Genomic DNA, 4,658 nt, shown 5'->3' on the forward strand with positions numbered 1-4,658 from the left:
GAATCCGTCTTAAGAAAAAACCTCCTTCATCTCCCCAAGATCGGTCACACTGCTCACATCCTAGATCGGGATTAGTTTCAAATAGTCTGTTGTAACGCGCTTGAACATAGCCTCTAATTTTAAATGAATTATACCATTCACTTTCAATTTTTTGTTGCGATGACATAATTGGTTTTAGTGAATCTTCTCGAACTTCTTGTGCATTTGAATTAAAGAAGCTTAACATTATAAATGCAGCGCAAATAATACTTTTAAATTTCATTTTGTTGTGATGTGGTTCTAATTAATTTTTTGCAAAACTATTATTATTTGTTACCTAAAAGGTTAATTTAATGTTATGAATAGGTATTGTTTACATTAATTATACATTTAATCAAGTTTGTTTTTTCAATTTCTTAATATTGACAATTAAATATAGTTCTTCTTTAATGATATTGTTTATCATTGTGTACCTTTGCAGACTATTTATATTATTTATGTTACATATAGGAGAATTCAATACGCTTAAAATCCTTAGAGATACAAAAGTGGGCTTATTTTTAGGAAGTGAAGAAACACAAGAAGATGATGTTTTGTTGCCCAATAAATACGTTCCCAAAGAGTTTTCTATTGGCGATGATTTGACGGTTTTTATTTATTTAGACCACGAAGAACGTCCGGTAGCTACTACACTGAAACCCTATATTAAACGCAATGAATTTGCCCATTTGAAGGTGAATTACATGAATCAGTTTGGGGCATTCTTAGATTGGGGCTTGGAAAAAGATTTGTTTGTTCCTTTTAAAGAACAAGCACGACCTATGGAGGTGGGCAAACGCTATTTGGTCTATATGTATATGGATGAAAAAAGCAATCGTTTGGTCGCTTCCAGCAGAACCAATAAGTATTTGTCGAATGAAAATATAGATTTAGAACCCAACGAAGAAGTTCAAATCTTAATTTCACACATTACTGATGGCGGTATCAATGTCATCATCAATCAGAAATACAAGGGTTTGGCCTATAAAAACGAAGTGTATACCGAAGTAAAACCGGGAATGAAGACCATAGGTTATATTAAAAACATTCGTCCCGACGGAAAAATTGATGTATTGTTGCGAAAAGTAGGAATAGAGGCCATCGAACCGTCTTCACAAATTATTTTAGACGAGTTGAAAGCAAATCGTGGCTTTTTGCGTCTAACTGATCATTCGCACCCAGAAGATATTAAAACGGTATTGAAAATGAGTAAGAAAAATTTCAAGAAAGCCGTAGGTAGTTTGTATAAGCAGCAGTTGATTGAACTTAAAGACGACGGTATCTATTTGGTGTAATATGACAACCAAAAACAAATATTATCTTTTAGCAAGCATTCTTACGTTAGTGCTTACCTTTGTCGCCATACTACAAACATTTGAAACGGTAACTATAATAGGCTTTGAGACCGAAATTATTTGGATTCCCATTTGGATTGCTATAGTCATTTTACCGCTGTTAAATTTGTATGAAATTGTTGTTCACACGGATGAAATAAACAAATATTCATGGATCAGTTTGTCTCTAAACATAGGCACTATTTTATTTATACTTCGATATTTTAAAATAGAATTATTGCCTTAATTATTCCCCTTCACTATCGTTAAACTCAAACGGATAGTCGCCAAATTTAGGCGCTAATCGTTTTGTTTGGTATGGTTTTTTCGAAAACTTATTTGAAATAGCAATAATAGTCACCGAGTCTTTTTGTAAGGTTACATAAGACGAGGTATTTCCGTGCCACCAACCGTTGTGAAAATAATAGTGTTGTCCGGTTTCAAATTCCAACATGCGAATGCCTAATCCATAATTTTTAGTGCCTTTACGTTCGTAACTATACCCTTTGAACATTTCAGTTTTGATTTTTGTGCTTAAAAAATCTTCTGAATATAAAGCCAAATCAAATTTTAGTAAATCTCTAGGTGTTGAATAAATGTTTTTATCACCATATACTTGATCTAAGAATTCAAAGGCCAATCGTAAATAATTATTTTTATAAGACTGACAAACTTTATCTTGGTCCTTTAAGTTGTGAAAAACAAAGGTGTTTTTCATTCCTAGCGGATCAAATATCATTTCTTGAAGTACTTTTGGATAGGTGTTTTTGGTTACCTTTTCAATAATAAGTGCTAATAGCGCATAATTTGTATTGCAATAACTAAAGCGCGTCCCAGGAGTAGATTCTAAACTAATATTTTTTGTAGCAAGTAATTTTAAAACATCTTGATTGGTAAGGTTATTTTTCTTGTTCCAAATAGCTTTGTCATCGGCAAAATAGGCATAATTACGTAATCCACTTCGGTGGTTGAGTAGCATTCGAACTGTAGTCTGTTTGTGTGGAAATTCTGGAAGATATTTATTTACTAAATCATCTAATTTAATTTTATCTTGGTCTACTAATTTTAAAACGGTAACAGCTGTAATTACTTTACTTACAGAAGCGATATGGATTGGCGTATCTTTTTTAATTGAATCTTTTTTTTCTTTGTAGGCATACCCACTGTAATTTTCAAAAAGAATTTCACCGTTTTTAGCCACTAAAAAACCACCGCTAAAATCTTTGGCATTGAATTTTTTATTGTAAAAATTTTCAATATCATCAGCCATTCTCTTTTTATAGACCGTACTTAATGGCGTAAAATTGACAGCATATTTAGAAACGTTTCCGTCTTTGTCTTTCAAAGTGGACTCGTTTTTTTCATCGGGTTTTTTTTCGCAATGGATAAATAATAAACTAAGGCTTAAAATAATTATTCTGTTCAACATATAGTTAGTTCTTAATCGTAATATTTGGGTTGATGTCTAGTAACTTGGCAATAAATTGTTCTCTTTTTTCAGGTGAGATAAATATATCGTCATATTTGTGATAAACAATTTCAATGCCTTTGTGATGAAAGCCCGGTTTGTAAAAATTTGTTTTAATTATAGAATTGGAATATTTTATGATTCTAATTTCTGAAATTTTAATTTTTGTTTTGTAAAAAAACATAGAAACAAATAATACGTTTTCTTGAATTTCGTAATAAGTTGTAAAAAATGCAACCGTAATTAATACACTTAAAAATAAAAATAAAATTGCAATTGGTGCCAAAACCATTTTAATAGAATCTCCAGATAAAAAAGCAATAAACGATACTAGAACTACAGGAAATAGAGGTATAAAAAAATTAAATTTACTAAAGTCCGATTTGTATTTCATGTATTGTTTTACTGTTTTTTTTGGGACAAATAATATTCTCAAAATAGTAATTAATTACGATTTCATAAAAATCTTATCTGCTGTTGCAAATTAAAGTATTTTTGAAGTATTTTTGATAAAAATTATTAAAAATGTTAACTATCAATTGGAAAACCGTTCGTGAATTTGAAGATATTACATATAAAAAATGTGATGGCGTAGCTCGAATTGCGTTTAATAGACCCGATGTTCGAAATGCTTTTCGACCTAAAACGACGAAAGAATTAATTGAAGCTTTTTATGACGCTCAAGAAGATACATCTATTGGTGTTGTATTATTATCAGCAGAAGGGCCAAGTTCAAAAGATGGTATTTGGAGTTTTTGTAGTGGTGGCGATCAAAAAGCACGCGGTCATCAAGGGTATGTTGGAGAAGATGGATACCACCGATTGAATATATTAGAAGTGCAGCGCATGATCCGTTTTATGCCAAAAGCGGTGATTTGCGTGGTTCCTGGTTGGGCTGTGGGTGGCGGACATTCGCTTCATGTAGTTTGTGATCTTACTTTGGCCAGTAAAGAGCATGCCATATTTAAACAAACCGATGCCGATGTAACCAGTTTTGATGGAGGCTATGGTTCGGCATATTTAGCCAAAATGGTGGGACAAAAGAAAGCAAGAGAAATTTTCTTTTTAGGCAGAAATTATTCGGCACAAGAGGCGTTTGAAATGGGTATGGTGAATGCCGTGATTCCACATGTTGAGTTGGAAGCAACCGCTTATGAATGGGCAAAAGAGATATTGGCAAAATCGCCAACATCCATTAAAATGCTAAAATTTGCTATGAATTTGACAGACGATGGCATGGTGGGGCAACAAGTTTTTGCTGGTGAAGCCACACGATTAGCTTATATGACTGATGAGGCGAAGGAGGGAAGAGATGCCTTTTTAGAAAAACGTAAGCCAAATTTTGAAAAAAAATATTTGCCTTAATTTGGAGGTAAAGGCAATTCGATAAATGTGTTATAATCTAACTTGCAGATTGATATTTTTAAATTAAAAGAGGTTGGTATGGAAAAAGTAATCGCAAATAAAAAACTTATTTTAGCTTTAAGTATAGTTATCCTATTATATTGGTTACTTTGTAAAACAATAGATGTTTATAAGGTTACTATTTTAGGTGTGCTTTCTGAGATTCTTTGGCTTCCAATGATTGCTATGTTGTTTCTTTTGCCAATTTTAAACACGTATACAATTTTTAAGAATAAAAATAGTTTGATACCTTATTTTAATTTGGCAGTAAATCTAATAGCGATTTTTATCGTATTTTTAATGTAATGATAAACAACATAAAACCCTGGATTCAAGCTGCCCGTTTGCGAACCTTGCCACTTTCTGTCTCTGGAATTATTGTAGGAAGTGCTTATGCCTATTACCAAAACCATTTTGAGGGATTGATTTTTATT

6 protein-coding genes and 2 pseudogenes are annotated in these 4,658 nt (G+C 32.1%); 5 read left to right on the plus strand and 3 right to left on the minus strand.

Annotated elements, in window-relative coordinates; genetic code table 11:
* Positions 1-226 (minus strand): annotated as a pseudogene (locus ACIQ6Z_RS09075) (hypothetical protein); the annotation flags it as partial.
* A gap of 250 nt (positions 227-476) precedes the next feature.
* Between ACIQ6Z_RS09075 and ACIQ6Z_RS09080 the strand changes: the two are divergent.
* Positions 477-1,313, plus strand: a complete 837-nt coding sequence (locus tag ACIQ6Z_RS09080) for a S1 RNA-binding domain-containing protein (protein WP_396210568.1) — start codon at positions 477-479, stop codon at positions 1,311-1,313.
* A 1-nt stretch (position 1,314) separates the two neighbouring features.
* Complete coding sequence (locus ACIQ6Z_RS09085; RefSeq protein WP_396210569.1) at positions 1,315-1,599, plus strand: hypothetical protein; 285 nt, start codon at positions 1,315-1,317, stop codon at positions 1,597-1,599.
* On the opposite strand, the gene ACIQ6Z_RS09090 is transcribed toward ACIQ6Z_RS09085, so the two are convergent.
* Both ACIQ6Z_RS09090 and ACIQ6Z_RS09095 read right to left on the minus strand, forming a co-directional pair.
* The gene (locus ACIQ6Z_RS09090) at positions 1,600-2,781 is read right to left on the minus strand and encodes a serine hydrolase domain-containing protein (RefSeq protein ID WP_396210570.1); all 1,182 of its coding nucleotides are present in this window, start codon (positions 2,779-2,781) and stop codon (positions 1,600-1,602) included.
* A gap of 4 nt (positions 2,782-2,785) precedes the next feature.
* Positions 2,786-3,214: a PH domain-containing protein gene (locus ACIQ6Z_RS09095; RefSeq protein WP_396210571.1), complete on the minus strand. Its 429-nt coding sequence runs from the start codon at positions 3,212-3,214 to the stop codon at positions 2,786-2,788.
* Between the two features lie 131 nt (positions 3,215-3,345).
* Here ACIQ6Z_RS09095 and ACIQ6Z_RS09100 point away from each other — a divergent pair, with 131 nt between their 5' ends.
* The 3 genes and pseudogenes from ACIQ6Z_RS09100 to ACIQ6Z_RS09110 form a co-directional block, all read left to right on the plus strand.
* On the plus strand, positions 3,346-4,185 hold the full coding sequence (locus tag ACIQ6Z_RS09100) for a 1,4-dihydroxy-2-naphthoyl-CoA synthase (protein ID WP_396210572.1): 840 nt from the start codon (positions 3,346-3,348) through the stop codon (positions 4,183-4,185).
* Between the two features lie 78 nt (positions 4,186-4,263).
* Positions 4,264-4,530: a hypothetical protein gene (locus ACIQ6Z_RS09105; protein ID WP_396210573.1), complete on the plus strand. Its 267-nt coding sequence runs from the start codon at positions 4,264-4,266 to the stop codon at positions 4,528-4,530.
* Positions 4,530-4,658, plus strand: a pseudogene (locus ACIQ6Z_RS09110) (1,4-dihydroxy-2-naphthoate polyprenyltransferase); the annotation flags it as partial. The gene ACIQ6Z_RS09105 and the pseudogene ACIQ6Z_RS09110, both read left to right, overlap by 1 nt.

The sequence above is a fragment of the Flavobacterium sp. genome (assembly GCF_044376915.1).
Classification (GTDB): Bacteria; Bacteroidota; Bacteroidia; order Flavobacteriales; family Flavobacteriaceae; genus Flavobacterium.